Below are 26,646 nucleotides of genomic sequence, written 5' to 3' on the forward strand. Positions count from 1 at the left end.
CCCTCCAGGGAAATCCAACATGGCACGTTTCTTCATCGATCGCCCGGTGTTCGCCTGGGTGCTGGCGATCTTCATCATCCTGGCCGGCGTGCTGGCGATCCCGCGGCTGGCGGTGGAGCGCTATCCAGCAGTCGCCCCGCCCAGCGTCAGCATCTATGCCAGCTACCCGGGTGCCAGCCCGCAGACGCTGAATGATGCCGTGGTTGGCCTGATCGAGCGCGAGCTGTCCAGCGTCAAGCACCTGCTGTACTTCGAGTCGTCGGTGGACGCGTCCGGCGAAGCGTCGATCACTGCCACCTTCAAGCCCGGCACCAATCCGGAGCTGGCGCAGGTGGACGTGCAGAACCGCATCAAGGCGATCGAACCGCGGCTGCCGCGCAGCGTGCGCCAGAACGGGCTGTTCGTGGAGGCCGCTGATTCCGGCTTCCTGATGCTGGTCGGCCTGCGTTCGCCCGATGCCAGCGTCAGCGAGGCGGCGCTGGGCGATTTCATGGCGCGCAACATCATCGAAGAGCTGCGCCGTATCGATGGCGTCGGCCGCGTGCAGTTGTTCGGTGCCGAGCAGGCGATGCGCGTGTGGCTGGACCCGACCCGGTTGACCGGCTACGGCCTGACCATGGGCGATGTGGCAACCGCGATCGAGCAGCAGAACCTGGAGATTTCGCCAGGACGCATTGGTGATTCGCCGGGTGTTCCAGGCCAGCGCATCACCGTGCCGCTCAGTGCCGACGGCCAGTTGTCCACGCCGGAACAGTTCGCGGCGATCGTACTGCGTGCCGGCGCCGACGGTTCACGGGTGGTGCTGGGTGATGTCGCCCGCGTCGAGCTGGGCGCGCAGAGCTATGCCTGGGGCACCCGCGAGGACGGCCATCCAGCCACCGCCGCCGGCGTGCAGCTGCGCCCGGGCGCGAACGCGGTGCGTACCGCTGCGGCGGTGCGTGAGCGCATGGCTGAGCTGGCGCCGCTGCTGCCGCGCGGGGTGGAAGCGAGCATCCCGTTCGACACCGCGCCGTTCGTGGAGATATCGATCCAGAAGGTGGTGCAGACCCTGCTGGAGGCGATGCTGCTGGTGTTCGCGGTGATGTACCTGTTCCTGCAGAACTGGCGTTACACGCTGATCCCGGCGCTGGTCGCACCGATCGCGCTGCTGGGTACGTTCGCGGTGATGCTGGCGCTGGGCTTCTCGATCAACGTGCTGACCATGTTCGGCATGGTGCTGGCCATCGGCATCATCGTCGACGACGCGATCGTGGTGGTCGAGGGCGTGGAGCGGATCATGGCCGAGGAGGGCCTGCCGCCGCGCGAGGCCACCATCAAGGCGATGCGTGAACTGACCGGCGCAGTGATCGGCATTACCCTGGTGCTGACCGCGGTGTTCATCCCGATGGCGTTCGCCAGCGGTTCGGTGGGCGCGATCTACCGTCAGTTCACCGTGGCGATGGCGGTGTCGATCCTGTTCTCGGCGCTGCTGGCCCTGAGCCTGACGCCGGCGCTGTGCGCGACCCTGCTGCGCCAGGCCAACCACGGCCATCACGGTCGCGGCGGGCTGTTCGGCGCCTTCAACCAAGGCTTCGAGCGGATGACCGGGCGTTACCAGCGTGGTGTGGCGACGGTGCTGCAGCGGAGCGGGCGGGTGATGGGCGTGTTCGCCGCACTGGTGGCGGCGTTGCTGCTGGGCCTGCACTGGCTGCCGGGCGCATTCCTGCCGGAAGAAGACCAGGGCTATTTCATGACCTCGATCCAGCTGCCGGCCGAGGCGACGGCCGAGCGTACGCTGGCCGTGGTCGAAGCCTACGAACGGCACGTGGCCTCGCGTCCGGGCATCGGCTCCAACCAGTCGATCCTCGGCTACAGCTTTTCCGGTTCCGGCCCGAGTGCGGCGCTGACCTACACCATGCTGAAGGACTGGGGTGAGCGCGCAGGCGCAACCGCGGCCGGTGAGGTGGAGGCCGCGCAGCAGGCGATGGCCACGATTGCCGAGGGCGAGGTGATGAGCGTGATGCCGCCGGCCATCGACAGCCTGGGACGTTCGTCCGGCTTCTCGCTGGCGCTGCAGGCGCGCACCGGGCAGGGCCAGGCCGAACTGCGCGCGGCCCTGCAGCAGCTGCTGAAGCTGGCCGAAACCAGCCCGCTGCTGTCGGAGGTGCATGCCGATGGCCTGCCGGCCGGCACCAGCGTGCGGCTGGACATCGACCGGGCCAAGGCCGAGGCAATGGGCGTGGGCTTCGAGCAGATCAGCAGCACGCTGTCGGCAGCCATGGGCTCGCAGTACGTCAACGACTTCCCCAACAAGGGACGGCTGCAGCAGGTGATCCTGCAGGCCGATGCGCCGCACCGGATGGAGCTGGAAGACGTGCTGAAGCTGTACGTGCGCAACAGCGAGGGCGGCATGGTGGCGTTGTCCGAGCTGGTCACCCCGCACTGGACCGAAGCGCCGTTGCAGCTGCAACGCTATCTTGGTTTCCCCGCGCTGAACCTGTCCGGCGCCCCGGCCTCTGGCGTGTCCACCGGCCAAGCCATGGCGGAGATGGAGCGGTTGGCCGCAAAACTGCCGTCCGGCTTCGCCCTGCAGTGGACCAGCCAGTCGCTGCAGGAGCGTGAGTCGGGGGCGCAGGCGCCGTGGCTGCTGTTGTTGTCGATGCTGGTGGTGTTCCTGGTGCTTGCCGCGCTGTACGAGAGCTGGTCGATTCCGTTGGCGGTGCTGCTGGTGGTGCCACTGGGCCTGCTTGGCGCGGTCGCCGCGGTGCTGTTGCGCGGCATGCCCAACGACGTGTTCTTCAAGGTCGGCATGATCACCGTGATCGGGCTGTCGGCGAAGAACGCGATCCTCATCGTCGAATTCGCGCGCCAGCTGCAGCAGCAGGGGCGCGGTCTGGTTGAAGCAGCGCTGGAGGCGGCGCGGCTGCGCCTGCGCCCGATCGTGATGACCTCGCTGGCGTTCGCGCTGGGCGTTGTGCCGCTGATGCTGGCGCAGGGCGCGTCGAAGGAAACCCAGCAGGCGATTGGAACCGGTGTGTTCGGCGGCATGGTCAGTGCGACCGTGCTGGCGGTGTTCTTCGTGCCGGTCTTCTATGTAGTGGTGCAGGGCGCGCGGCAGTGGATCGCGCAGCGCCTGCGCAGGCGCCGGCCGATGCCGGGAGGAACCGTGGATGGAACGGAACATCGTTGAAGATCTGCATGAGCAGCAGTTGCTGGCGCTGGAACAGCGCCTGTGCGCAGCGCTGCTGGAGAACAATCACGATGCGTTGAACGCGCTGGTATCGCCGGCCCTGTTCCTGATGGACGGCCACGGTGGCCGCATGCTCGATCTGCCGTGGCTGGGTGATTGGTTGGCCGGAGACCTGCAGGTACGAAGCCTGCAGCTGCACGCGGTGGAAACGCTGCTGTGTGGCCGTCTGGCGTTGCTGTCCAGCGACGTGCGGATGTCGGTGTGGCGGCAGGGCTTGGAGCGCGAACTGAAGCTGCGCCTGTTGCGGGTCTGGACCTGCAGTTCCGGCGGCAGTGGCGCGCAGCTGCTGTCGATGGCGGTGCTGGCCGCATGAGTGCGGTCAGGCCGTTTTCAGGCCCCGCTCACCCCGAGGTGGTAGGGTCGAGCATTCCTGTAGTGTCGACAAGGAGTCGAGCCATGCGTGTAGTACCCAGTCTGTTGGCAGCCTCCCTGGGGTTGGTCCTGGCCGCGTGCCAGCCGGCCCAGGCACCCGCGGCGGGCAGCAATGACGCCCCGCCTGCCACGCCGCAGCCGAGCGCCAACACGGAAGGTGGCAGCGAGACCGCCTACCAGTGTGGTGATCTGAGTGTGGTCGCGACCTTCAATGGCGAGGATGCTGCCACGCTGGTGATCGGCGAGCGTGGCTTCGCCATGACCTCCGAGCGCGCGGCATCGGGCGCCAAATACAACGATGGCCTTGGCAACAGCTTCTGGACCAAGGGTAGCGATGATGGCCTGCTGAGCCTGAAGGGCGAGCCGGATCGCGAGTGCCATGCGGTGGAAGCCACCGAAGGCGATGGCAGCGCCGGCAATGCCGCGTTCCGTGCCACCGGCAATGAACCTGGATGGCTAGCAGTCGTCGATGGCGATATGCCGGGCCTGCAGGTGGAAGTTGACTACGGCGAGCGCCGCTTTGACGTGGCCAGGCCCACCCAGGGCGCTGATGGATGGAGCGGCAAGGCGTCCGACGGCACCGACGTCAAGCTCAGCTTCCAGCGCACCACCTGCCAGGACGATATGAGCGGGGAGGCGTTCGAGGCCAAGGTGATGCTGACCGTAGGTACCCGCCAGTACCACGGCTGCGGCAATTTCGGCGCGAAGCAGCCGTAAGTTACCTGTAGAGCCGAGCCCACGCTCGGCTGCAGTACCTGTCCAACCCACCGCAGCCGAGCACGGGCTCGGCTCTACACAACTAATGTCAGCGATGCGCTGCTTGCTGCCTGCGGCGAACTTGCCGCAGGCAGCGATCGGCAGGCGATCGGCGCAGGGTGCTTAGTCGGCACGGCCGGCGAATTCGCCGGTGGCGGTGTTCACCAGCACGCGCTCGCCGTTGACGATGTACTCCGGCACCATGATCTCGATGCCGGTGTTGAGCTTGGCCGGCTTCGGGCGCTTGGTGGCGGTGCCACCCTTCAGTTCCGGCGGCGTCTCGATCACTTCCAGCACCACGGAGGCCGGCAGCTGGATCGCCACCGGCTGCTCGTCGATCACCTGCACGTAGATGCCGGTCAGGCCGTCGGTGATGTAACCGGCGTCATCGCCGATCACGTCCGCATCCAGGGTGTACGGGGTGTAGTCCTCGTCATCCAGGAACACGAAGGCATCGCCGTCCTTGTACGAATAGGTGGACTGGCGGCGCAGCAGTTCGACCTCGACCAGGTTGTCGTCGGCATCGAAGCTGGCGTCGAGCTTGTTGCCGCCCGGCACGCTGTACATGATGAAGCGGAAGCGGACGTTGCCGCCGCGACCCTGAGGCGAGCTGCGCTCGATGTCGCGGATCTGGTACACGCCGTTGTTGTACTCGACGACGTTGCCCTTCTTGATGTCGTTGGCTTTCATGGTGATCTAGGTCGTTGGGGGAGGGCGCCGTCCCGGCGCCCGGGGGAATCACTTCGGAGCGAGGCGGGTAGCGCCGTCCAGGCGGATGGTCTCGCCGTTGAGGTAGGTGTTGCCAAGGATGAAGCCGACCAGGCTGGCGAAGTCTTCCGGCTTGCCCAGCCGCGGCGGGAACGGGATCGAGGCGGCCAGCGACTGCTGCACGGCTTCGGGCATGCCATCGACCATCGGCGTCCAGAACACGCCCGGGGCGATGGTATTGACGCGGATGCCGAAGCGCGACAGTTCGCGCGCCATCGGCAGCGTCATCGAGACCACGCCGCCCTTGCTGGCGGCATAGGCGGCCTGGCCGATCTGGCCTTCATAGGCAGCGATGCTGGCGGTGTTGATGATGACGCCGCGCTCGCCATCGGTGCCGGCCTCGTTGTGCTGCATGCGGTTGGCCGCGGCCTTGGCCACGTTGAAGCTGCCGACCAGGTTGACCATCACCGTGCCCTGGAAGCCGGCCAGCGGCATCGGGCCTTCTTTGCCCAGCACGCGGCCGGCGCCGAGGATGCCGGCGCAGTTCATCGCCACGTTCAGGCCGCCGAGGAAATCGTGGGCCTGGTCGATGGCTGCCGAGACGGCCGCTTCATCGCTGACGTTGACGTTGAAATAGCGGGCCTTGTCGGCACCCAGATCGGCAACGGCGGCGGCGCCCTTGACGTCGTTGAGGTCGAACAGGGCCACCTTGCCGCCCTGGGCGACGAGGTGCTGGGCCACGGCCAGGCCGAGGCCGGAGACGCCGCCAGTGATCACGGCACGTACGGAAGACAGCTGCATTGAACGGTCCTGCAGGTTCGAGAACCGCCGATTCTAACGGAAGCCGTGACCGCCGCTGTTGTGCACTGCGCCGCCGGTGCAGGGCGGCGCAGTGCAGCGGTCAGCCGGCGGCGGCCAGCGCCTGGCCGGTGCGGCTGGCGGTGGCGCGACCGAGCAGGCCGGCCAGCCAGCGGCCGGTCTCGGCCAGTGCCGGCAGGTCCACGCCGCTGTCCAGGCCCAGGCCCTGCAGCAGGTAGACCACATCCTCGCTGGCGACGTTGCCGCTGGCGCCCTTGGCATACGGGCAGCCACCGGCGCCGGAGACCGCGCTGTCGACCACGCGCACGCCTTCTTCCAGGCAGGTGGCGATGTTGGCGATGGCCTGGCCGTAGGTGTCGTGGAAGTGCACGGCCAGTGCCGTCATCGGAATCTCGGCGGCAACCGCCTGCAGCATCGCCCGTGCCTTGCGCGGGGTGCCGACGCCGATGGTGTCGCCCAGTGAGATTTCGTAACAACCCATCTGGTGTAGCGCGCGCGCCACCCGCACCACGTCGGCCAGCGGCACCTCGCCCTGGTAAGGGCAGCCGAGCACGGTGGAGACGTAGCCGCGCACGCGCACGCCATCGGCGGCGGCGCGGCGCAGGATCGGCTCGAACCGGGCCAGCGATTCGTCGATGCCGGCATTGGTGTTGGTGCGGTTGAAGGCCTCGGACGCAGCGGTGAACACCGCCACTTCCTCCACGCCCACCGCGCGGGCGCGGTCGTAGCCCTGTTCGTTCGGCACCAGCACCGGGTAGTGCACGCCCGGCCTGCGCTGGATGCCGGCATAGACCTCGGCGGCGTCGGCCAGTTGCGGGATCCACTTCGGGCTGACGAAGCTGGTCGCCTCGATGCTGCGCAGGCCGGTGGCCGACAGGCGGTTGATCAGTTCGATCTTGTCGGAGGTGGACACCGACTGCTTTTCGTTCTGCAGCCCATCACGCGGGCCGACCTCGACGATGCGGACGTAATCGCTCATGCGGCTGCCCCATCGGACGGACGGTGGCAGACCGCTTCGATGTTGTTGCCGTCCGGGTCGAGCACGAAGGCGGCGTAGTAATCCGGGTGGTACCACGGGCGCAGGCCCGGGGCGCCGTTGTCGCGGCCGCCGGCGGCGAGCGCGGCGGCATGGAAGGCATCCACCTGCGCACGGCTGGCGCAGGCGAAGGCCACGTGCACGCCGTGACTGGTGGTGCCGCCATTGCCGAGCCAGAAGAACGGCTTGCCGTCGCTGCCGAAGCCGATGTGGTCGTGGTCACCGGTTTCTTCGGCGCTCACTTCCATCACGACGCCGATCTGCAGCGGCGCCAGTGCCTGCAGGAAGAAGGTCCTGCTGCGCGCCAGGTCGGCGCTGGTCAAACCAAGATGATCGAGCATGTTCAGGCTTCCGTGACCCAGTGGGGGGCGCGCTTGTCGAGGAAGGCGCCCAGGCCCTCCTGGCCCTCGGCGGAGACCCGCAGGCGCGCGATCAGGGCGGCATTATCCCGATCCAGCGCGTCGCGGTCATGGCTGTCGCGGACCTGCCGCACCAGCTGCTTGGCGGTGGACGAGGCGATCGGGCCGGCCTTGTCGAGCAGGGCCAGCTGGCGTTCCAGGGCTTCGTCCAGGCGTTCGGGCTCGACCAGCTGGTGGACCAGGCCGATGCGCAGCGCGGTGTCGGCATCGAAGTGCTCGCCGGTGGCGAACCAGCGCCGCGCCTGGCGCGGGCCGATGGCCTCGATCACGTAGGGCGAGATCACCGCCGGCAGCAGGCCGAGGCGGCTTTCGGTCAGGCCGAAGCGGGCCGAGGTGCTGGCGATGGCGATGTCGCAGCAGGCGACCAGGCCGACGCCGCCCCCGAAGGCGGCGCCATGGACCCGGGCCAGGGTCGGCTTGGGCAGCTCGTCCAGGGTGCGCATCAGCCGCGCCAGGGCCAGCGAGTCCTCGCGGTTGTCGGCCTCGCTGGCGGCGGCCATGCCGCGCATCCACTGCATGTCGGCACCGGCCGAGAAGGAAGCGCCGTGACCGGCGACCACCACGGCCCGGACCGAATCATCGCCGCCGGCGACTTCCAGTGCGGCAGTCAGCCGGGCGATCAGGCTGGCGTCAAAGGCGTTGTGCAGCTCCGGCCGGTTCAGCCAGAGGGTGAGGACAGCGCCACGGCGCTCGATCTGCAAAGCATCGTTCATGGGATTCCAGGGTCACTCCATACCTGTATGGATCATAGCGGGCCATTGGTCATGGGCCATGACGCGACGCGGGAATGTTAGAATCGAGAACCATTTACATCCAGCAGAGAACACGCTAGATGACGCTGTCCGAACTGCCGCTGCACACCTCGGCCGTGGTCGAGTCCGTGCAGGACCTGCATGCCAACGATGCCATTGCCCGTCGCCTGCGCGAGCTGGGTTTCGTGAATGGCGAGGAAGTACGCTTGGTGGCCAAGGGCCCGGTGGGGGGCGAGCCGCTGCTGGTGCAGGTCGGGTTCACCCGGTTCGCGCTGCGGATCAGTGAAGCCAAGCGCGTCGTGGTCGACGCTGCCAGCCAGGAACGACGTGCATGACCGCCACTGTCTCCGCCTCACCGCTGCGCATCGCGCTGGTCGGGAACCCCAACAGCGGCAAGACCGCGCTGTTCAACCAGCTGACCGGCAGCCGGCAGAAGGTCGCCAACTACACCGGCGTCACCGTAGAGCGCAAGGAAGGTCGCCTGCGCGCGCCGTCCGGCCGCGAATTCGCCGTGCTCGACCTGCCGGGTGCCTACAGCCTGCATCCGGCCAGCCTGGATGAGGCGATCACCCGTGACCTGTGCCGGGGCTTCTACCCGGGCGAAGCTGCGCCGGACGTGCTGCTGTGCGTGATCGACGCCACCAACCTGCGCCTGCACCTGCGCTTCGCGCTGGAGCTGCGTGAGCTGGGCAAGCCGATGGTGGTCGCCCTGAACATGGTCGATGCGGCCCAGCGCCGTGGCATCCAGGTGGACGTGGCCGCGCTGGAGCGCGAGCTGGGCGTACCGGTGGTGGAGACCGTAGCGGTGCGCAAGCAGGGTGCCAAGGCCCTGGTCGAACGCCTTGATGCGATGGTGCCGCATCTGGATGCACCGGTGCCGGGCCCGGAAGGTGGCATCGACTACCACGCCAAGGTGCGCGAGATCCTGTCGGTCGCCGTGCGGATGCCGGCGCGGACCGCGAAGATCGACGACGCGCTGGACCGCTGGCTGCTGCACCCGGTGTTCGGGCTGATCAGCCTTGCAGTGGTGATGTTCCTGATCTTCCAGGCGGTGTACGCCTGGGCGACGCCGTTGATGGATGGCATCGAGGCTGGCTTCGCCTGGCTCGGTGCTCTCGTTGGCAGCGTGTTGCCAGAGGGTCCGCTGGCCAGCCTGCTGACCGATGGCATCATCGCCGGCGTCGGTGGCGTGGTGGTGTTCCTGCCCCAGATCCTGATCCTGTTCTTCTTCATCCTGGTGCTGGAGGAATCCGGCTACCTGCCACGTGCGGCGTTCCTGCTCGACCGCATGATGGCCGCCGCCGGCCTGTCCGGCCGCTCGTTCATCCCGCTGCTGTCCAGCTTCGCCTGCGCGGTGCCGGGCATCATGTCCACGCGCAGCATCCAGGACCCGCGTGACCGCCTGGCCACCATCCTGGTCGCACCGCTGATGACCTGCTCGGCGCGCCTGCCGGTGTACGCCCTGCTGATCGGTGCGTTCATTCCGCAGAAGACGGTGTGGGGGGTGTTCAACCAGCAGGGCCTGGTCCTGTTCGGCCTGTACGCCGCCGGCATCCTCAGTGCGCTGGCGATGTCCTGGATCATGAAGAAGTGGCGCCGCGACAAGAGCGAGCATCCGCTGATGCTGGAGCTGCCGTCGTACCGCCTGCCACATGTGCGTGACCTGGCGGTCGGCCTGTACGAGCGCGGCATGATCTTCCTAAAGCGCGTCGGCGGCATCATCCTGGCGCTGACCATCCTGCTGTGGGTGTTGCTGTCGTTCCCGGCGGCCCCGGCCGATGCCACGATGCCGGCCATCGACTACAGCTACGCCGGCCAGATCGGCCATGCGATGGCGGTGTTCTTCGCGCCGCTGGGCTTCAACTGGCAGATCTGCATCGCGCTGATTCCGGGCCTGGCCGCGCGTGAGGTGGCGGTGTCTTCGCTGGCCACCGTGTATGCGCTGTCGGCCGCCGATGACGATGCCGCCAGCCAGGCGCTGACCCCGCTGATCAGCGATGGCTGGTCGCTGGCGACCGCGCTGTCGCTGCTGGTCTGGTACATCTACGCCCCGATGTGCATCTCGACGCTGGCTACCATCAAGCGCGAGACCAATTCGTGGAAGCAGATGGGCTTTGCCGCGTTCTACCTGTTTGCCGCGGCTTACGTGGCCGCGCTGATCACCTACCAGGTGACCAGGGCGCTGGGAGGCGGCTGATGGATACCGGGCTGCTGATCCAGTACCTGATCATCGCGGTGGCCGTGCTGGTCAGTGCCTGGGTGGTGCTGAAGAAGCAGTTCCCGGGCACCGTGCGCACGCTGCGCGGGGCCTTGGCGCTGGCCCTGCTGAAGCCGGGTCGCGCGGCCTGGCTGCAGGCGCTGGGGCGGAAGATCGCGCCGCCGGCCAGTGGGGGTGGCGGTGCCTGTGGGGGGTGCGACAGCTGCGGGCCGACCAAGAAGTAGCGTCCAGCCATGCTCGACCGCGGCTGTCCGGAGGTCGCGAACTTTCGACCCGCACGCTTTCCAGGGTTCAGACCTCTCTGCGGATGATCGCGCGGAAGTTCCCGCCCTGATTCAATCGCCGCACCGATTCGCGGTTTCCATGGGCTGCTGCGAAACCCGCCACGTCGGCCAGGGCATCGAGCAGCAGGGCCTTCAGCGCGTCGCGGTTGCCGGCCTCCAGCAGGTCATCAAGATCCTGCTGGATGAAGGTCCGGCGCAGGCCCGGCGTTTCTTCGATCCGCCAGTCGACATGGGGCGTGGGAATGCTGGAGCGGTACCGGAAAGCCGTTTCAAGATCGTCAGGCGCGAGGGGATACGCGAGCAGCTCTGGAAAGTAGAGTCCAGCATTCACATAGAAGCCCCGGCTTTCGCTGGCGCGCTGGTGATTAACGACAAGCAGGGCGGCATCCAGCAAGCGGTAGCGCGTGGTCGACGTCCCGGCATAACCGGTCTTCCTGGCGCATTTGCTGAAGACGGTCGAGGATTTCATGGGTTTTGCCCGGGCTGAGGGAAGGGCCACAGACTTGAAGGGGAGCGTTGCCGCGTCCAGTGGCAAACCCGTCACCGCAGGGGCATGCAGCATCGCAGCGATGGCGCTTGCCGGAGCGGGCGTGCTGCCGCTAGCCTGCAGGCATGAACCAGACTCCTCTGCGATTGCTCATTCACGGTGCCTCCGGGCGCATGGGCCAGGCCCTGCTGCGGCTGGCCGCCGAACATCCCGAAACCCTGCGGATCGTGGCTGCAGTGACCGGCCGTGCGCCGGCGCAGCGCGTGGTCGATGGCGTGCCGTTCTTCGGCGCCAGTGAGCTGCCCGGTGCGCCGGTGTTCGATGTGGCGATCGACTTCAGCCTGCCGGAGGGTTTCGACCCGATGCTGGCGCTGTGCGTGGAGCGGGGTGCCGGGCTGGTGTCGGGTACCACCGGTATCTCCAGCACACAGCGCCAGGCGCTGGACGCCGCGGCGGCGAAGATCCCGCTGGTATGGGCCTCGAACTTCAGCCTGGGCGTGGCGGTACTGGACGAACTGGTGGAGCGCGCGGCGCAGGCGCTGGCCGGCTGGGACTGCGACATCGTCGAATCGCACCACACCCAGAAGAAGGACGCGCCATCGGGCACTGCATTGACCCTGGGCGCGGCCGCGCAGCGGGGCGGGGCGGAGCCGCACTACGCCAGCCTGCGCGCCGGCGACATCGTAGGCGAGCATCTGGTGCAGTTCACCGGGCTGGGCGAGCGCATCGAGCTGGTACACCGGGCCACCAATCGCGACATCTTCGCCCGCGGCGCCCTGTTTGCCGCCCGCCAGCTGCAGGGCCGGGCCCCGGGCAGCTACCGCGTGCGGGACCTGCTGCAGTAAGGCGGGCTGATTCCTGGGGCTGGATCCCTTTCCAGCGGAGAGGGCTCTGACCCCATCCGAGGGCGCCTGGGGTCAGAGCCTTTCCCATTCGGGAATGGATCCGACCCCGCCTCCGGCCCGCATACGCCGCCGGATTGAAATGAATGCGCAATCGCCTGTTCACAATGCGCGATAACCGCTGGCGTGAGCGCCCCGGCAGCGCTACAATTCGCACTCGCCGAATCACGAAAGCCGGACCGGTCCCAGACCGTACGTCCGCGCTTTTTTGCAACCGGATTTCCGTGAAGCGCAGGCGTGACTTCGGCAGCCCCCTCGGTAGCCAAAGTGAGATTCCCGTGACCCAAGCCGCAATCCTCGTCCTCGAAGACGGCACCGTATTCGAGGGCGAATCCGTAGGCGCGCCCGGCCTGTCCGTCGGTGAAGTGGTGTTCAACACCGCCATGACCGGCTATCAGGAAGTGTTGACCGACCCGTCCTACGCCCGGCAGATGGTCACGCTGACCTATCCGCATATCGGCAACACCGGCATGACCGACCAGGACGACGAAGCGTCCAAGGTGTGGTCGGCCGGCCTGATCGTGCGCGACGTTCCGCGCCGCCCCAGCAACTGGCGCAGCCAGGTGTCGCTGCAGGACTGGCTGATCCAGCGTGGCGTGGTCGCCATCGCCGGCATCGACACCCGCAAGCTGACCCGCATCCTGCGCGAGAAGGGTGCGCAGAACGGTGCGCTGATGGCCGGCGACATCGACGTGGAAAAGGCACTGGAAGCCGCCCGCAAGTTCCCGGGGCTGAAGGGCATGGATCTGGCCAAGGTCGTCACTACCGAGAAGACCTACACCTGGACCGAGGGCCAGCTGGACCTGGATGCCAACGCCTTCGTCAGCGTGCCGGCCAAGTACAAGGTCGTGGCCTACGACTTCGGCGTGAAGACCAACATCCTGCGCATGCTGGCCGAGCGCGGCTGCGAAGTGACCGTGGTGCCGGCGCAGACCCCGGCCGCCGAGGTGCTGGCACTGAAGCCGGACGGCGTGTTCCTGTCCAACGGCCCGGGTGACCCGGAACCGTGCGACTACGCCATCGAAGCGATCAAGACCTTCATCGATGTGAAGATCCCGACCTTCGGCATCTGCCTGGGCCACCAGCTGCTCGGCCTGGCCTCGGGCGCGCAGACCATGAAGATGGGCCACGGCCACCACGGTGCCAACCATCCGGTGCAGGACCTGGACAGCGGCCGGGTGATGATCACCTCGCAGAACCACGGTTTCGCGATCGATGAAGCAACCCTGCCGCCGACCCTGCGCGTGACCCACCGTTCGCTGTTCGACGGCACCAACCAGGGCGTGGCCCGCACCGACGTGCCGGCGTTCTCGTTCCAGGGCCATCCGGAAGCGTCGCCGGGCCCGCACGACGTCGGCCCGCTGTTCGACCGCTTCGTGGTGCTGATGGAGCAGGCCAAGGCGTGATCAGTACGCCGCCGGCCTGCCGGTGGCGTCGCGATGGACCGTAAACCCCGCATCGCTGCTGCCCCCGGCGCGGCGCTGCGGATCAAGATTCCTGATCGACAGCGTGCGATCACCCCCCTTGTCACGCTGTACTGACTTAGAGAAGAAAATGCCCAAGCGCACTGACCTCAAGACCATCCTCATCATCGGTGCTGGCCCGATCGTCATCGGCCAGGCCTGCGAGTTCGACTACTCCGGTGCCCAGGCCTGCAAGGCCCTGCGTGACGAGGGTTACCGCGTGGTGCTGGTCAACAGCAACCCGGCCACGATCATGACCGACCCGGAGATGGCCGACGCCGTCTACATCGAGCCGATCAACTGGCAGACGGTCGAGAAGATCATCGCCAAGGAAAAGCCCGATGCGCTGCTGCCGACCATGGGTGGCCAGACCGCGCTGAACTGCGCGCTGGACCTTGCCGACCACGGCGTGCTGGAGAAGTACAACGTCGAACTGATCGGCGCCAAGCGCGAAGCGATCCGCATGGCCGAAGACCGCGAGCTGTTCCGCGTGGCCATGGGTGAGATCGGCCTGGAGTGCCCGACCGCCGCCGTCGCCCACACCCTGGACGAAGCGCTGGAAATCCAGACCCGCGTCGGCTATCCGACCATCATCCGCCCCAGCTTCACCCTGGGCGGCAGCGGTGGCGGCATTGCCTACAACCGCGAAGAGCTGGTCGAGATCGTCAGCCGCGGCCTGGAACTGTCGCCGACCACCGAAGTGCTGGTGGAAGAGTCGGTGCTGGGCTGGAAGGAATTCGAGATGGAAGTGGTCCGCGATACCGCGGACAACTGCATCATCGTCTGCTCGATCGAAAACCTGGACCCGATGGGCGTGCACACCGGTGACTCGATCACCGTGGCCCCGGCCCAGACCCTGACCGACAAGGAATACCAGCGCCTGCGCGATGCCTCCATCGCCGTGCTGCGCAAGATCGGCGTCGATACCGGTGGCTCGAACGTGCAGTTCGGCATCAACCCGAAGACCGGCCGCGTGGTCGTCATCGAGATGAACCCGCGCGTGTCGCGTTCCTCGGCGCTGGCTTCCAAGGCCACCGGCTTCCCGATCGCCAAGGTCGCCGCCAAGCTGGCCGTGGGCTACACCCTGGACGAACTGAAGAACGAAATCACCGGCGGCCTGACCCCGGCCTCGTTCGAGCCGTCCATCGACTACGTCGTCACCAAGATCCCGCGCTTCGCCTTCGAGAAGTTCCCGGCCGCCGATGCCCGCCTGACCACCCAGATGAAGTCGGTGGGCGAGGTGATGGCGATGGGCCGCACCTTCCAGGAGTCGGTGCAGAAGGCCCTGCGTGGCCTGGAAACCGGCAAGGTCGGCTTCGACCCGACCGGCCTGGACCTGGGCAACGAAGACGACCTGCAGACCCTGCGTCGCGAGCTGAAGGCGCCGGGCCCGGAGCGCCTGTTCTATGTGGCCGATGCGTTCCGCGCCGGCATGAGCGTGGAAGAGATCTACGCACTGTCGTTCATCGATCACTGGTTCCTGGACCAGATCGAGGAAATCATCGCGGCCGAAGCCGAAGTCGCTGCCGGCGGCATCGATGCGCTGGATGCCGCACGCCTGCGCAAGCTGAAGCGCGCTGGCTTCTCCGACGCGCGCCTGGCGCAGCTGACCGGCACCAACGAAGCCGCCATCCGCGCGCTGCGTCGTGCGCACAAGGTGCGCCCGGTCTACAAGCGCGTGGACTCCTGTGCCGGTGAGTTCTCCACCGGTACCGCCTACCTGTACTCGACCTACGAGGACGAGTGCGAGGCCGCGCCGAGCAACCGCGACAAGATCATGATCCTGGGCGGTGGCCCGAACCGCATCGGCCAGGGCATCGAGTTCGACTACTGCTGCGTGCACGCGGCACTGGCGCTGCGCGAGGATGGCTATGAAACCATCATGGTCAACTGCAACCCGGAAACCGTGTCGACCGACTACGACACCTCCGACCGCCTGTACTTCGAGCCGCTGACCCTGGAAGACGTGCTGGAAATCGTCGAACTGGAACAGCCGAAGGGCGTGATCGTGCAGTACGGCGGCCAGACCCCGCTGAAGCTGGCGCGCGCGCTGGAAGCCAACGGCGTGCCGGTGATTGGCACCAGCCCGGACTCGATCGACCTGGCCGAAGACCGCGAGCGCTTCCAGCAGCTGGTGGACAAGCTGGGCCTGAAGCAGCCGCCGAACCGCATCGCCCGCAATGATCAGGAAGCCCTGCTGCTGGCCCGCGAGATCGGCTACCCGCTGGTGGTGCGCCCGAGCTACGTGCTGGGCGGCCGTGCCATGGAAATCGTCTACGGCGAAGCCGACCTGGCCCGTTACGTGCGCGACGCTGTGAAGGTGTCCAACGATTCGCCGGTGCTGCTGGACCGCTTCCTCGACAATGCTGTCGAGTGCGACGTCGACATCATTGCCGACAAGGATGGCAACGTCCTGATCGGTGGCGTGATGGAGCACATCGAAGAAGCTGGCGTGCACTCGGGCGATTCCTCGTGCTCGCTGCCGCCGTATTCGCTGTCGGCTGAAACCCAGGCCGAACTGCGCCGCCAGGTGGTGGAGCTGGCCAAGGCCCTGAACGTGGTCGGCCTGATGAACACCCAGTTCGCGATCCAGACCAGCGACGAGGGTGCCGACACCATCTACCTGCTGGAAGTGAACCCGCGTGCCTCGCGCACCGTGCCGTTCGTGTCCAAGGCCACCGGCATGGCGCTGGCGAAGATCGCCGCCCGTTGCATGGCTGGCAAGAGCCTGGCCGAGCAGGGCGCGACCAAGGAAATCGTGCCGGACTACTACTCGGTGAAGGAAGCGATCTTCCCGTTCGCCAAGTTCCAGGGCGTCGATCCGATCCTCGGGCCGGAGATGCGCTCCACCGGCGAGGTGATGGGCGTCGGCCGCACCTTCAACGCCGCCTTTGCGCGTGCGCAGGAAGCCGGTGGCATCAAGGCACCGCCGGTCGGCAAGGCCTTCGTCTCGGTCCGCGACCCGGACAAGAAGCGCGTGCTGCCGGTGGCCAAGGCGCTGCTGGCGCGTGGCTACAGCCTGGTCGCCACCCGTGGCACCGCCGCGTGGCTGCAGCAGCACGGCATGGACTGCGAGATCATCAACAAGGTGGTCGAAGGCCGTCCGCACATCGTCGACTCGATCAAGAACGGCGAGATCGTCTACATCGTCAACACGACCGAAGGTCGTTCGGCGATCAACGACTCGTTCTCGATCCGCCGCGAGGCGCTGCAGCATCGCGTCACCTACTCGACCACCATTGCCGGCGCCAAGGCGCTGGTGGATTCACTGGAATTCCGCGGCACCGGCCCCGTCTGGTCGCTGCAGGAGCTGCACAAGGAGTTGAATGCATGAGAGCCCCCATCACCATGAAGGGCGCGCAGAAGCTGCGCGACGAACTGGATCACCTGAAGTCGGTCAAGCGCCCGAAGGTCATCGCCGCCATTGCCGAAGCGCGTGAGCACGGTGACCTGAAGGAGAATGCCGAGTACCACGCCGCGCGCGAGGAACAGGGCTTCATCGAAGGCCGCATCAAGCAGCTGGAGGGCGAGCTGTCGCACGCCGAGATCATCGACGTGAGCAAGCTCAATGCCGGCTCCAAGGTGGTGTTCGGCGCCAGCGTGACGCTGGCCGACGTGGAAACCGACGAAGAGAAGAAGTACCAGATCGTCGGTGACCTGGAAGCGGACATCAAGCTGGGCCTGATCGCGATTTCCTCGCCGGTGGCGCGGGCGATGATCGGCAAGCTGGAAGGCGATTCGATCGTGATCGACGCCCCGGCCGGCCAGCGCGAGTACGAGATCGTCAGCGTCAGCTACGTGGACTGACCGCGTGGCGACGGCGACCCTGCTGTTGCCTGCACGCAGCCGCTTTGCCGCGGCTGCGCTGCCGGACGATGTGGCACGCGCGCTCGGCCGTGCCACGACGGTGCAGGTCGTGCCGGGCGAGCGCGCGCAGCTGACACGCCATTTCTCGGTTGCCGCGCCGCACTGGCCGGTGGCCGCGTTGACCCGCCAGCGCGACGTCGGCGATGCCGCCGGCGCCAGCTGGCTGCGTGCCGATCCGGCCTGCATGGTGCCGGACATGCACGGCGCGCGGATGATGGCCTACGGCGAAACACTGCGGCCGACGCTGGCCGACAGCCTCGCGTTGCTGCCGGTGCTGCAGCCATTGTTCGCCGATGCCGGCTTCGTGCTCGACGCACCCGATCCCTCGCGCTGGTACCTGCGGCTGCCGATCGACAGCGAGCTGCCGGACTTCGACAGCCCCGACGAGGTCCTCGGCGATGACCTGTTCTCGCATCTGCCCGAAGGCGAGGGCGGTCGTCGCTGGCGGGCGCTGATGACCGAGGCGCAGGTGCTGCTGCACAACCATTCCTGGAACCAGCAGCGTGCCGCACAGGGACAACAGCCGATCAATTCGCTGTGGTTCTGGGGCGGTGGCGTGATGCCGGTGTCGGTCAGCACGCCGCACGCGCAGGTGCGCAGCCGGGACGCGCTGCTGCAGGGCCTGGCCCTGGCGGCTGGTGTGGCCGTGGATGGCGAGCAGGCGGTGGATGCGCTGGTCGACCTGCGCCAGCTGCGCTCTTTGCAGCAGCTCGGCAATGATGCGATCCGGCCGCTGCTGGCCGCGCTCAAGCGTGGCGAACTGCAGCGGCTGGTACTGGACTTCGAGGACGGCCTGCAGTTCCAGCTGGACCGTGGCCAGCGCTGGCAGTTCTGGAAGAAGCCGCGCCAGCTGCACGACTGACCGGGGTCGGATCCGTTTTCCATCGGAAAACGGCTCTGACCCCCCAGGGTTTGTCGGGGTTGCCGGCCAGCGGTCGGCACTACCGCAGGTAGCGGCGCCTCAACGGACCTCGCTGACCACCGTCGGCAGCGTCCAGTGCCCACCCGCAACGCCCCGGCACTGCCCGGTGGTGAACTCGCTGCTCTTCACGAATCGCGCGCCATCCCAAGCCCAGTCGTGGCCGGAGAAGCAGTCACCGACGCCGCGCCCACGGAAGCGACCGCTCAACGTAGCGTCGTCGCGATCGAAGTCTTCTGCATCGGACGTGACGAAGCGTGCTTCGTACGGCGGCTTGTCCTGCACTACCCAGTAGCCGCTGCTGAAGTTGTAGGCACCCACGAAGCAGCTGGTGCTTGCCAGCACATGTTGGGTGTCCAGTCGCTGGATCTCGATTTCATCTGTCCCGCCCTCGCTCAGGTGGCCGCACTCATCCGGCTTGGGCAGGCTGGCGATCAGTGCCTTGCGCAGGCCCGGTGCTTTCGCCAGTGCCGCGTCCGAGGCGCGCGGTGCCACCAGCGTGCCGCGCACGATCACTGGCACCGGCAACGCCGCAGGCACGCTTGCTTCGGGCTTGTCGCCACGCCGCACCAGCGCACCGGGGGTGCCCAGCCGGCCCTGTGCCTCGTCCATCTTCAGCAGTACGGCCGCTGCACCGCGGTCGGAGATCGGCCAGGCCTTGCCCTTGCCGTCGATGATCTCGATGCGTGCCTGGCGCGGCAGTGCGGCGACCAGTGCATCGGTCTGTGCCTGCTGCAACAACACTTTGTCCCCGTCGCCGGTGTCGCGCACCGGGCCCAGGTCCTTGCCGTTCAGGCGCAGGCGCAGTGCCCCGGTCGGCGTCGGGCTTTCGCCATCCTCGCCATTGCGCAGCCGCGCGATCACCTTCGCACCCGGGCCGCCGGCGCGCTCAAGCATCAGGCTGAGCAGGTTGCCGGGTTCTTCCGGACTGTAGCCGGCGGCGCGGCAGGTGCGGGTGTTGTCACAGGCCAGCGACCAGTCGTTGTGTTCGAATTCGACCCCGGGCCTGGGCTCAGGCGTCGCGGAGTGGGCGGCCGGGGCCACGGTGAGTGCCATCAGCGCGGTCAGCAGGGTGCGGGTCATGGATGGAAGTCCGTTCCAGGGCAGGCAAGCATGGAAGATGCGGTCGTGAAATCCAAATGCTGCTGGCCGAAGAGCCAGGTTGCCTCGTCAGCAGCGGCAGCCGACCGGGGGAGCGGTGCACGTTATGATGTGCGGGTCTTTCGTAACCGGCGATGCCGATGTCCCTTGCCGCCGATGCTGCGCAGCCGCCCTCTGATACACCGCTGATCCGCCGCCGCGATGCGGTCGTGCCCGGCAGCTGGCCAGAGGGCACGCTGCCATTGCTGGCCAGACTCTATGCCAGCCGTGGTGCGGGAACGCCAGAGCTGGCGCTGCCGAAACTGGGCAGCCTACACGCGCCCGAGCTGCTGACCGGTATCGATGATGCAGTGGGCCTGCTGATCGAAGCCATCGCCAACGACAAGCGCATCCTGGTGGTCGGCGATTTCGATTGCGATGGCGCCACCGCCTGTGCGGTCGGCGTGCGTGGCCTGCGCATGCTCGGCGCGCAACACGTCTTCCACGCGGTGCCGAACCGCATGGTGCATGGCTATGGCCTGTCACCGTCGCTGGTGGAAGAGTTGGCCGCGCTGCAGCCGGACCTGCTGGTCACGGTCGACCACGGTATTGCCTGCCATGCCGGTGTCACCGCGGCCAAGGCGCGCGGCTGGCAGGTGCTGGTCACCGACCACCATCTGCCGGGGCCGCAGCTGCCGCCGGCCGACGTGATCGTCGATCCCAACCTGGATGGCGATGCCTTCCCCAGCAAATCGCTGGCCGGTGTTGGTGTGATCTTCTATGTGCTGATGGCGCTGCGCCGGCATATGCGCGAGGCCGGCGTCTTCGCAGATGGCAAGGGGCCGGACCTGACCACGCTGCTGGATCTGGTGGCGGTGGGCACCGTTGCGGACCTGGTAGCGCTGGACCCGAACAACCGTGCGCTGGTCAGCGCAGGCCTGCGCCGTCTGCGCGCAGGGCAGGGCTGTGTCGGCCTGCGTGCACTGATCGAAGCCAGTGGCCGGGATGCCGCGCGACTGACCGCCACCGACATCGGCTTCGCACTCGGCCCGCGCCTGAACGCGGCGGGCCGGCTGGAAGACATGGCGCTGGGCATCGCGCTGCTGCTCACCGAAGATCCGCGCCAGGCGCGCGAGATCGCGCAGACGCTGGAGCAGATCAACGCAGAACGCCGCGCGGTGCAGCAGTCGATGACCGACGATGCCGAGCAGGCCCTGACCCGCGTGGTGCTGGACATGGCCGGGCAACGGCCGGTGGCCGCCTGCCTGTTTGATGCCGACTGGCATCCCGGTGTGGTCGGCCTGGTCGCTTCGAAGATGAAGGATCGCCTGCATCGCCCGGTAATTGCCTTCGCTCCGGCCGAACCGGGCGCCGACACGCTGCGTGGCTCGGCGCGCTCGATTCCCGGCCTGCACATCCGTGACGCCCTGGCGCTGGTCGATGCGCGCCATCCGGGCCTGATCGACCGCTTCGGCGGTCACGCCATGGCGGCCGGCCTCAGCCTGCGGCTTGACCACGTTGATGACTTCAAGGCCGCCTTCGTCGCCGTGGTGCTGGAAATGCTCGACCCGGCGGCACTGCAGCAGCAGGTGCTCAGCGACGGCGAACTGGCCGCGGACGAGCTCGATCATCGCCACGCCGATGCGCTGCGGTTGGCCGGCCCATGGGGCCAGGGCTTCCCCGAACCCCTGTTCGACGGCCACTTCGAAGTGGCCAACTGGCGCGTGCTGAAGGAGCGCCACCTGAAGCTGGAACTGCGCCTGCCGGGCGTGCCTGGCACGATCAACGCGATCCACTTCGGCGGCTGGCACGGCAATGCGCCCGGCCGACACGTGCACCTCGCCTACCGGCTGGCCTGCGACGACTATCGCGGCGGCAGCGCCATCCAGCTGATCGTGGAGCACTGCCTGCCCGCCTGAGAAAAAGGGGACGGAGGGGATTAAGTCGCAACTGGCAAACAGGGCATAAGCGACTTAATCCCCTCCGTCCCCTTTTTGGGTCTCCCAACCCCGTTACGGCTGCTGGTGCGTTCAAGGGTCCACGATCCCACTGGAGTCCGGTCATGGTCTTCGCCCGTTGCTGCATTGTGTTGTTGCTGGCCCTTGCGGCCTGGCCCGCTGGCGCGCAGTCGCCGCCGATCTCCCGGCCGCAGGCCGCCACGCCGCTGCTGATCGCACCGGCGGCTGAGCAGGCGGTCCAACTGCGACACGCCCGCATCGAGGGCGGGGTCCAGGCGGGCATCGCCCAGACCCGGATCATCCTGGAATTCCACAACCCGAACCGGCGCTTGCTGGAGGGCGAGCTGCAGTTCCCCCTGGCCGATGGCCAGCAGATCAGCGGCTTCGCGCTGGATATCAACGGCGAGATGCGTGACGCGGTGCCGGTGCCGAAGGACCGCGGCCGCCAGGTGTTCGAGGAGATTGCCCGCCGCGGCGTTGACCCGGGCCTGCTGGAACAGACCGCCGGCAACCAGTTCCGCCTGCGCATCTATCCGCTGCCGGCCGGCGGCAGCCGGCGCGTGCAGCTGGTGATTCGCGAGCCGTTGGCCTTCGCCGGCCAAGGCTGGCAGTGGACGCTGCCGCTGCAGTTTGCCGCCGGTGCAGCCTCGGTTGAACTGAAACTGCAGGCACCTGGCACGACCACCGCAGGTACGGCGCCATTCCGCATCAGCGCGGGCCAGCTGCAGTGGCAGGGCAAGGGGGCGCAGCTGCCGAAGCAGCTGCAGTGGGATCTGCCGGCGACCCGCCAGGCACAGGTGCAGGTGGCGCCCTGGCAGGATGGCCACTATCTGCTGGCGCAGCTGCCGGTGGCGGCCAGCAGCACGCCGCGCAAACTGCCGAGCGAAATCGGCCTGCTGTGGGATGGCTCCGGTTCGGCGGGCCAGCGCGATCACACACGTGAGTTCGCCCTGCTGGATCGCTATTTCGCTGCGCTGCGCGACGGCACCGTGGCCTTGACCGTGCTCCGCGATCGCGCCGAGCCGGTGCGTCGCTTCCGCATCCGCGCCGGCAACTGGAGTGAACTGCGCGCTGCCCTGCAGGCCGTGCGCCCGGACGGTGCCAGCGCGCTGGCACAGTGGCAGCCGCAGCCGGGCGTGAAGGAATACCTGCTGGTCAGCGATGGCCTGCTGACCTATGGCCCGGAACAGCTACCGGCGATGGCACCCGATCAGCGCCTGTTTGCGGTCAGCAGTGCGGGTGCGCGCACCGATGCCGTGCGACTGCGTGGTTGGAGTGAGGCGCATGGCGGTCGCTTCATCGCGCTGGGCAAGGATGTCGATGCGGCGGCGCACGCGTTGCTGGCGTCGCCGATGGATGTGCAGGTCGATGCGGGACGCGGCGTGCAGGATGTAGTGATCGATCGCCGCAGTGAAGCCCACGGCTGGCTGTGGCTGCACGCACGACTGGCAGCCGACGGTGTGCCGATGCGGGTGCGCGTGGGCGACGGCGAGTGGGAAGCGCTGCCAGCGACGCAGAAGAGCAAGGACGGTGAACTGCTGGCCGGTTTGTGGGCGCAGGCGCGCCTGCAGCAGCTGGCCGCCGACCGTCGTGGCAACCGCGAGGCGATGCAGCGCCTGTCACAACGGTTTGGCCTGGTGGGGCCGGATACCTCGCTGATCGTGCTGGAGACGTTGGAGGACTACCTGCGCTATGCGATCCGTCCTTCGGGCACGCTGCGCGCGGAGTACGACGCCAGGTTTGCAGTGCAGGTCAGGGATCGCGCCGCTGGGGATCGCCAGCGCCTGGATGAAGTGGCCGCCCGCTGGAAGGAGCGCCAGCAGTGGTGGAGCCGTAGCTGGCCGAAGGATGCGCCGCCGCAGGCCAAGGAAATGGCGCTGGACGTTGCATCCGCAGACTACGCAACCGAATCCGCACCCGTGGCGATGCTGGCAGCCCCTGCACCTGCTGCTCCGCCCGCCCCTGCACCGACGGCAGCAGCGGCCGAGCAGCGTATGCAGGCCGCCAGCGCACGCGCGCGTCGTCCGGCGCCCGCGTCGGAGAATGCACTGGATGCGATTGTGGTCACCGGCGGCACGGTCGATGCCGCTGCGGCCGCCAACGATGGCCAGCTCGGCATCCAGCTGGCGGCTTGGCAGCCGGACTCGGCCATCGCCCGGCGCCTGCGCCAGGGCCCGCCGTCGCAGCTCTATGACCGCTATCTGGCCGAGCGCGATGCCCACGCCGACAGCAGCGCCTTCTTCCTCGATGTGGCCGACCTGCTGCTGGAGCAGGGCCAGCGCGAGCTGGCACTGCGGGTGCTGTCGAACCTGGCCGAAATGGATCTGGATAACCGCCACCTGCTGCGCGTGCTCGGTTACCGACTGATGCAGGCCGATGCTCCCGCACTGGCGGTGCCGGTGTTCGAGCAGGTGCTGGCGATGGGCCAGGAAGAACCGCAGAGCTTCCGCGACCTGGGCCTGGCGCTGGCAGCGGCCGGCAAGCCACAGCAGGCACTGGCGCCGCTGTACCAGGTGGTGGTGCGGCCGTGGGACAGCCGCTTCGATGGCATCGCCCTGATCGCGCTGGATGAGCTGACCAACCTGGTGGCCGGCAGCACGCCCCGGCTGGATACCACCGGCATCGACCCGCGCCTGTTGCAGGCGATGCCGCTGGACCTGCGCGTGGTGCTGTCGTGGGACGCCGACAACAGCGACATGGACCTGTGGGTAACCGACCCGAACGGCGAGCGCGCCTACTACGGCAACCGGCTGACCTACCAGGGCGGGCAGATGTCGCAGGACTTCACCGGCGGCTATGGCCCCGAACAGTTCTCGCTGCGCAACGCCAAGCCGGGCAAGTACAAGGTGGAGGCGAACTACTTTGGCAGCCGCCAGCAACTGGTCACCGGCGCGACGACACTGATGCTGCGTCTGACCACTCATTGGGGCACGGCCAAGCAGAAGGATCAGATGGTGACGATGCGACTGAAGGACCGTGCCGAGACCGTGCTGGTGGGCGAGTTCGAGGTTAAATAGTCAACTGCCCCAAATGGCCGTCCGAGGGTGGGCCAAGGAAGACCCTCGTCGACGCCGCTCTGGGGCAAGGAGGCCCTGTGTGGGGGCGGCTGCAGCCTGGCTGGCTCCCCGCGCCAAGGCGGGTACCGCCTGCCTGAATGCAGCGCCGACGCATCACGCTCGCGCCTCCCCGGCGCAGGCCCAGGCCCTCATTCCGGGCGCCCACGGCCTGCGGTATCATTAGCAGTCATCTTTTGAATGCATAACCGCCGACATGATCGAACTGAATCCTGTCCGCCAGCGCATCACCGATCTGACCGATCGCGTGCTGTCGCTTCGGGGGTATCTTTGACTACGACGCCAAGAAAGAGCGTCTTGAAGAAGTAACGCGGGAGCTGGAAAGCCCCGACGTCTGGAACAACGCCGAGTACGCCCAGAACCTGGGCCGCGAGCGTTCCAGCCTGGAAAAGACCGTGGGCGGGATCGCCTCGGTGCTCGATGGCCTGAACGACGCCACTGAACTGCTGGAGCTGGCCGAGTCCGAGCAGGACGAGGAGACCGCACTGGCGGTGGTCGCCGACCTCGACAAGCACCAGGCGCACGTGGAGAAGCTGGAGTTCCAGCGCATGTTCTCCGGCGAGATGGACAATGCGGCGGCGTTCGTCGACATCCAGGCCGGTGCCGGTGGTACCGAAGCCCAGGACTGGGCCGAGATCCTGCTGCGCATGTACCTGCGCTGGTGCGAATCGCGCGGCTGGAAGACCGAGCTGATGGAAGTCTCCGGTGGCGACGTCGCCGGCATCAAGTCGGCCACGCTGCGCGTGGAAGGCGACTATGCCTATGGCTGGCTGAAGACCGAGACCGGCGTGCACCGCCTGGTGCGCAAGTCGCCGTTCGACTCGGACAACCGCCGCCACACCAGCTTCACCTCGGTGTTCGTGTCGCCGGAAATCGATGACAACATCGACATCACCATCAACCCGGCCGACCTGCGTACCGACGTGTACCGCTCGTCCGGTGCCGGTGGCCAGCACGTGAACAAGACCGAGTCGGCGGTGCGTATCACCCACATCCCGACCAACATCGTTGTGGCGTGCCAGACCGGCCGCAGCCAGCACCAGAACCGCGACAACGCGATGAAGATGCTGGCCGCCAAGCTGTATGAACTGGAGATCCAGAAGCGCAACGCCGAGAAGGACGCGGTGGAAGCCACCAAGTCCGACATCGGCTGGGGCAGCCAGATCCGCAACTACGTGCTGGACCAGAGCCGTATCAAGGACCTGCGTACCGGCATCGAGCGTTCGGATACGCAGAAGGTGCTGGACGGCGACCTGGACGAGTTCGTCGAGGCCAGCCTGAAGGCCGGTTTGGCCGTGGGCTCCAAGCGCGCCGATGCCTGATCGACGCGCCTGCGCGGATATCATCGCCTTCCGCAGCGGAGGGCGATGATGCGCAGCGAAAGTGAACGCAAGGAACTCGGTAGCTTCCTGAAGGCCTGCCGCGCCCGTGTCGACCCCGCCACGCTCGGCCTCCCGGCCGGGCGGCGGCGCACCCCGGGCCTGAAGCGCGAGGAAGTGGCGCTGGCCATCGGGGTCAGTGTCAGCTGGTACACCTGGATCGAGCAGGGCCGTGAAGTGCGCGCCTCGCCCGAAGTGCTCGAGCGCCTGGCCAAGGTGCTGCGCATGAGCGACGACGAACGCGCCTATGCATTCGCGCTGTCCGGCTATGGCGTACCGCTGGAATCGCCGGACGAGAGCGTGACCGACGGCCTGCGCCAGCTGGTCGAAGCGATGCAGCCGATCCCGGCCTATGTGCGCAACACCCGGTTCGATATCCTGGCCTGGAACCCGGCCATCGCCGATCTGTTCGTGGACTACAGCCAGCTGGCGCCGCATGAGCGCAACACGCTGCGGCTGATGTTCCTGTACCCGCCGTACCGCACGCTGATCCTCAACTGGGAAGAAATGACCCGCGGCCTGCTGGCCGGCTTCCGCGCGGCGATGGCGCAGGCGCCGGACAAGGCGCCGTTCCTGGCGCTGGTGGAGGACATCGCCGCGCACAGCGAGGCGTTCCGGCGGTGGTGGCCGGAGCACGACGTGCGGCGGTTCGATGAAGGTGCGAAGAAGCTCAACCATCCCACGCGGGGATTGCTGGACCTGCAGTACGTGGCGCTGGTGCCGGAGAGCCGGCACGACCTTTCCCTGGTGACCTACCTGCCGCGAAAGTAGGGGTGTTCGGCAGGGCTTGCAGCCCTGCACCCGCAGAGGCCGAGCAACAGCAACAGCAACAGCGGGCATTCCGTTGGATGGCGGGGCGGTGTGGGTTGGCAGGACACGCCGTAAACCCGTCCATGGGGGCTCGATGGCGCCATCCATGGCGCC

Annotated in this window: 22 protein-coding genes; 15 read left to right on the top strand and 7 right to left on the bottom strand. The window is 67.5% G+C overall.

The features are described 5' to 3' along the window. Positions 1 to 19: 19 nt before the first annotated feature. The 3 genes from ACM0O9_RS17745 to ACM0O9_RS17755 all read left to right on the top strand — a co-directional run bounded on the left by ACM0O9_RS17745 (position 20) and on the right by ACM0O9_RS17755 (position 4,318). Positions 20 to 3,169, top strand: a complete 3,150-nt coding sequence (locus ACM0O9_RS17745; RefSeq protein ID WP_235649555.1) for a multidrug efflux RND transporter permease subunit — start codon at positions 20 to 22, stop codon at positions 3,167 to 3,169. Next, positions 3,150 to 3,542 carry a nuclear transport factor 2 family protein gene (locus tag ACM0O9_RS17750; protein ID WP_065184948.1) on the top strand — a complete coding sequence of 131 codons (393 nt, stop codon included), beginning with the start codon at positions 3,150 to 3,152 and terminating at the stop codon, positions 3,540 to 3,542. Before ACM0O9_RS17745 ends, ACM0O9_RS17750 begins: the two co-directional genes overlap by 20 nt. Before the next feature lie 83 nt (positions 3,543 to 3,625). Then, complete coding sequence (locus tag ACM0O9_RS17755) at positions 3,626 to 4,318, top strand: COG3650 family protein (RefSeq protein ID WP_065184946.1); 693 nt, start codon at positions 3,626 to 3,628, stop codon at positions 4,316 to 4,318. A gap of 162 nt (positions 4,319 to 4,480) precedes the next feature. Here the strand turns inward: ACM0O9_RS17755 and yeiP are convergent, their stop codons facing one another. From yeiP to ACM0O9_RS17780, 5 genes are all read right to left on the bottom strand, one after another. Further along, positions 4,481 to 5,047: an elongation factor P-like protein YeiP gene (yeiP, locus tag ACM0O9_RS17760; protein WP_005409468.1), complete on the bottom strand. Its 567-nt coding sequence runs from the start codon at positions 5,045 to 5,047 to the stop codon at positions 4,481 to 4,483. 48 nt (positions 5,048 to 5,095) lie between these two features. Continuing rightward, a complete protein-coding gene (locus tag ACM0O9_RS17765; protein WP_164093552.1) occupies positions 5,096 to 5,866 on the bottom strand; it encodes an SDR family oxidoreductase in 771 nt (256 codons plus the stop codon). Positions 5,867 to 5,966: 100 nt separating this feature from the next. After that, positions 5,967 to 6,863 carry a hydroxymethylglutaryl-CoA lyase gene (locus tag ACM0O9_RS17770; protein WP_065184942.1) on the bottom strand — a complete coding sequence of 299 codons (897 nt, stop codon included), beginning with the start codon at positions 6,861 to 6,863 and terminating at the stop codon, positions 5,967 to 5,969. Next, positions 6,860 to 7,261: a VOC family protein gene (locus tag ACM0O9_RS17775; protein WP_005416368.1), complete on the bottom strand. Its 402-nt coding sequence runs from the start codon at positions 7,259 to 7,261 to the stop codon at positions 6,860 to 6,862. The genes ACM0O9_RS17770 and ACM0O9_RS17775 overlap by 4 nt, the downstream gene beginning before the upstream one ends. 2 nt (positions 7,262 to 7,263) lie before the next feature. Further along, entirely contained in the window at positions 7,264 to 8,052 is a 789-nt protein-coding gene (locus ACM0O9_RS17780) for an enoyl-CoA hydratase/isomerase family protein (RefSeq protein ID WP_414604136.1), read from the bottom strand. Between the two features lie 119 nt (positions 8,053 to 8,171). Between ACM0O9_RS17780 and ACM0O9_RS17785 the strand changes: the two genes are divergently transcribed. Genes ACM0O9_RS17785 through ACM0O9_RS17795 form a run of 3 tightly spaced genes read left to right on the top strand, consistent with a single transcriptional unit; the run spans position 8,172 to position 10,533 of the window. Beyond that, positions 8,172 to 8,426 (top strand): FeoA family protein, encoded by a 255-nt coding sequence (locus ACM0O9_RS17785; protein WP_005416370.1) that lies wholly within the window; start codon positions 8,172 to 8,174, stop codon positions 8,424 to 8,426. Further along, positions 8,423 to 10,288, top strand: coding sequence for a ferrous iron transporter B (gene feoB / locus ACM0O9_RS17790; protein WP_235649556.1), 1,866 nt, complete (start codon positions 8,423 to 8,425; stop codon positions 10,286 to 10,288). The genes ACM0O9_RS17785 and feoB overlap by 4 nt, the downstream gene beginning before the upstream one ends. After that, the gene (locus ACM0O9_RS17795; RefSeq protein WP_065177612.1) at positions 10,288 to 10,533 is read left to right on the top strand and encodes a DUF6587 family protein; all 246 of its coding nucleotides are present in this window, start codon (positions 10,288 to 10,290) and stop codon (positions 10,531 to 10,533) included. Before feoB ends, ACM0O9_RS17795 begins: the two co-directional genes overlap by 1 nt. Before the next feature lie 67 nt (positions 10,534 to 10,600). Here ACM0O9_RS17795 and ACM0O9_RS17800 read toward each other — a convergent pair whose 3' ends face one another. Then, on the bottom strand, positions 10,601 to 11,062 hold the full coding sequence (locus tag ACM0O9_RS17800) for a DUF4304 domain-containing protein (RefSeq protein WP_065177640.1): 462 nt from the start codon (positions 11,060 to 11,062) through the stop codon (positions 10,601 to 10,603). Between the two features lie 143 nt (positions 11,063 to 11,205). Between ACM0O9_RS17800 and dapB the strand changes: the two genes are divergently transcribed. From dapB to ACM0O9_RS17825, 5 genes are all read left to right on the top strand, one after another. Then, complete coding sequence (gene dapB / locus ACM0O9_RS17805; protein ID WP_081275721.1) at positions 11,206 to 11,925, top strand: 4-hydroxy-tetrahydrodipicolinate reductase; 720 nt, start codon at positions 11,206 to 11,208, stop codon at positions 11,923 to 11,925. Positions 11,926 to 12,260: 335 nt separating this feature from the next. Further along, positions 12,261 to 13,388 carry a glutamine-hydrolyzing carbamoyl-phosphate synthase small subunit gene (gene carA / locus ACM0O9_RS17810; protein ID WP_005416375.1) on the top strand — a complete coding sequence of 376 codons (1,128 nt, stop codon included), beginning with the start codon at positions 12,261 to 12,263 and terminating at the stop codon, positions 13,386 to 13,388. A 148-nt stretch (positions 13,389 to 13,536) separates the two neighbouring features. Beyond that, positions 13,537 to 16,779 (top strand): carbamoyl-phosphate synthase large subunit, encoded by a 3,243-nt coding sequence (gene carB / locus ACM0O9_RS17815; protein ID WP_065177614.1) that lies wholly within the window; start codon positions 13,537 to 13,539, stop codon positions 16,777 to 16,779. An 8-nt stretch (positions 16,780 to 16,787) separates the two neighbouring features. Continuing rightward, a complete protein-coding gene (gene greA, locus ACM0O9_RS17820) occupies positions 16,788 to 17,252 on the top strand; it encodes a transcription elongation factor GreA (RefSeq protein ID WP_026347191.1) in 465 nt (154 codons plus the stop codon). A gap of 4 nt (positions 17,253 to 17,256) precedes the next feature. After that, positions 17,257 to 18,174, top strand: a complete 918-nt coding sequence (locus ACM0O9_RS17825; protein ID WP_065184938.1) for a phosphoglycerate mutase — start codon at positions 17,257 to 17,259, stop codon at positions 18,172 to 18,174. 99 nt (positions 18,175 to 18,273) lie between these two features. Here the strand turns inward: ACM0O9_RS17825 and ACM0O9_RS17830 are convergent, their stop codons facing one another. Further along, positions 18,274 to 19,314 carry a DUF1176 domain-containing protein gene (locus tag ACM0O9_RS17830; RefSeq protein ID WP_164093550.1) on the bottom strand — a complete coding sequence of 347 codons (1,041 nt, stop codon included), beginning with the start codon at positions 19,312 to 19,314 and terminating at the stop codon, positions 18,274 to 18,276. A gap of 158 nt (positions 19,315 to 19,472) precedes the next feature. On the opposite strand from ACM0O9_RS17830, the gene recJ reads away from it, so the two are divergent. The 4 genes from recJ to ACM0O9_RS17850 all read left to right on the top strand — a co-directional run bounded on the left by recJ (position 19,473) and on the right by ACM0O9_RS17850 (position 26,493). After that, entirely contained in the window at positions 19,473 to 21,230 is a 1,758-nt protein-coding gene (gene recJ / locus ACM0O9_RS17835; protein ID WP_065185237.1) for a single-stranded-DNA-specific exonuclease RecJ, read from the top strand. 143 nt (positions 21,231 to 21,373) lie between these two features. Then, the gene (locus ACM0O9_RS17840; protein WP_414604137.1) at positions 21,374 to 24,286 is read left to right on the top strand and encodes a DUF2135 domain-containing protein; all 2,913 of its coding nucleotides are present in this window, start codon (positions 21,374 to 21,376) and stop codon (positions 24,284 to 24,286) included. 253 nt (positions 24,287 to 24,539) lie between these two features. Then, positions 24,540 to 25,665, top strand: a protein-coding gene (gene prfB, locus ACM0O9_RS17845; RefSeq protein ID WP_111008336.1) for a peptide chain release factor 2 whose coding sequence is annotated in 2 segments (ribosomal slippage) — positions 24,540 to 24,614 and positions 24,616 to 25,665 — 1,125 coding nt in all. Because the reading frame shifts where the segments join, the coding sequence is not laid out codon by codon here. Positions 25,666 to 25,710: 45 nt separating this feature from the next. Then, positions 25,711 to 26,493 carry a helix-turn-helix transcriptional regulator gene (locus ACM0O9_RS17850; RefSeq protein ID WP_065177619.1) on the top strand — a complete coding sequence of 261 codons (783 nt, stop codon included), beginning with the start codon at positions 25,711 to 25,713 and terminating at the stop codon, positions 26,491 to 26,493. Positions 26,494 to 26,646: the final 153 nt, after the last annotated feature.

It is taken from the genome of Stenotrophomonas sp. FR012 (genome assembly GCF_047520565.2).
Lineage (GTDB): Bacteria > Pseudomonadota > Gammaproteobacteria > Xanthomonadales > Xanthomonadaceae > Stenotrophomonas > Stenotrophomonas sepilia.